This window comes from Silvimonas sp. (assembly GCF_031291215.1).
In the GTDB taxonomy this organism is placed as follows: Bacteria; Pseudomonadota; Gammaproteobacteria; order Burkholderiales; family Chitinibacteraceae; genus Silvimonas; species Silvimonas soli.
The window spans coordinates 1-2,481 of sequence record NZ_JARLJK010000020.1 but is presented as its reverse complement, the minus strand read 5'-3'; the positions used below and the strand labels follow the sequence as shown (position 1 = coordinate 2,481).

General features: G+C 50.1%; 1 protein-coding gene. It reads left to right on the top strand.

The features are described 5' to 3' along the window. On the top strand, positions 1-2,481 hold a 2,481-nt coding region (locus P4L78_RS01145), incomplete at both ends, for an IPT/TIG domain-containing protein (RefSeq protein WP_309326398.1).

Sequence of the window (2,481 nt, the reverse complement as noted above, 5' to 3'; positions counted from 1 at the left end):
TACACGGCAGTTGCTCCTACCTTAAGTGGCATTTTACCGACGAGTGGTTCGATTGCTGGAGGCACCACGATCACCTTAACTGGTACGGGCTTTATTCCGGGCATGAGTGTGACCTTGGGTGGCAGCGCGGCGACCAATGTGACGGTAGTCAACAGTACTACTTTAACCGCGGTGACTCCTATTCATGCTAGTGGTGCGGTGGATGTGATTGCTACCAACAGTATGGGTAGTGCAACTCTAACTGGTGGATTCACCTATGTGACTTTAGCCCCCACCTTAAGTGGCTTGAGTCCCATTACTGGCAGTGTTGCGGGTGGAACTAATGTGACCTTAACAGGAGCCAACCTTACCGGCACAACCTCAGTTACTTTTGGCGGAGTTGCAGCGACCAACGTTGTGGTAGTGAGTGACACCAGTGTTACAGCAACAGTGCCAGCTTACGTCAGTGGCGCGTTGCTAGTTGATGTTACAGTCAGTAATGGTGCGGCTAATGCGACCTTAACTGGAGCCTTTACTTACTTGGCAGTGTCACCGACGTTAAGTACGATTTCTCCGAATACGGGTTCAATTGCCGGAGGTACCGTAGCTACAATTACGGGAGCAGGCTTTATACCGGGAACTACGGTCACTATTGGCGGGATTCCAGCAACAGTGACGGCAGTGAGTGCGACGACGATTACGCTAAGCACCCCAGCTTATGTCAGTGGTTCATTAGTGAAAAATGTGGTGGTGACTAATACTGCAGGTAGTGCGACCTTAACCGGAGGCTTTACCTATACAGCAAGTGCACCAACCTTAGCGAGTATTAGCCCAAGTGCTGGTCCAACTGCTGGAGGTACTACGGTAACCTTAACGGGTACAGGATTTACGCCCACCACGACAGTAACCATTGGTGGCATTGCGGCGACAGGAATCACTGTTAACAGTGCAACCAGCATTACTGCGGTGACTCCAGCTTATGTGAGTGGGGCTCTGGCGGTGAATGTGGTGGTAAATAATGGTGTCTCCAATGCGGTATTAAGTGGCGGCTTCACTTATCAACCCGCAGCACCTACCATTGTCAGCATTAGCCCGAACAGTGGTTCAATGGCTGGAGGTACGGCAGTTACGGTGAGCGGTACGAACTTTACGCCCACGACGACGCTAACGATCGGTGGTATTGCTGCGACGAGTGTTACTGTAGTTAATGCTACGACGTTGACGGCAGTCACTCCGGCGTATGTAAGTGGTTCTTTAGTAAATAATGTAGTGGTTAGTAATAGTGTCGGTAATGCAACTCTTACTAATGGCTTTACGTATATTGCATCATCACCCTCATTAATCAGTATTAGTCCTAATAGTGGACCTATGAGTGGTGGAACCTTAGTTACTTTGACTGGAACCGATTTTACCCCCACGACGACGTTAACGATCGGTGGTATTGCTGCGACGAGTGTTACTGTAGTTAATGCTACGACGTTGACGGCAGTCACTCCGGCGTATGTGAGTGGTTCTTTAGTTAGCAATGTGGTAGTGAATAATGGAGTGGGTAGTGCCACTTTAACTGGCGGTTATACCTATGTTGCGGTTATGCCAAGCATCAGCGGAGTAACTCCTAATACTGGTCCTGTTGCGGGTGGCACATCGATTACGATCAGTGGCACGGGCTTTACACCCACGACGTCGGTGACTGTTGATGGTATTCCAGCAACAAGTATTACGATTAATAGTGCTACCAGTTTAACTGCGATTACTCCGGCGTATGTGAGCGGTCCATTAGCGGCCAATGTGGTGGTTAGTAATGAGATAGGTGGTGCGACCTTGGCGGGCGGTTTTACTTATCAAGCCAGTAGCCCAACCTTAATCAGCATTACTCCAAATCAGGGTTCGATGGCAGGTGGTTCGTCGGTTACCGTAGTGGGTACGAACTTTACACCGACGACGACGTTAACGATTGGTGGTGTTGCGGCCATGAATGTGACGGTGGTGAACGCTACAACCTTAACGGCAACAACGCCAGCTTATGTTAGTGGGGCTTTGGTGAAAGATGTCGTGGTGACTAATACTGCGGGCAGTGCGACTTTAACCGGAGGCTTTACCTATACCGCGGTTGCACCAACCTTAACGGGGCTTTCGCCAACGACAGGACCGGTTAGTGGCAATACGACAATTACTCTAAGTGGTAGTGGTTTTATTCCGGGTGCGACGGTAACGGTTGGTGGTGTTGCTGCAACTAATGTCACGGTAGTGAATGCCACGACGATTACTGCATCAACCCCTGCGTATGTCAGCGGTTCGTTAATAGTGGATGTGTTGGTGAATAATGGTGTAGGTAGTGCAAGCTTAGTTGGCGGCTTTACCTACACGGCAGTTGCTCCTACCTTAAGTGGCATTTTACCGACGAGTGGTTCGATTGCTGGAGGCACCACGATCACCTTAACTGGTACGGGCTTTATTCCGGGCATGAGTGTGACCTTGGGTGGCAGCGCGGCGACCAATGTG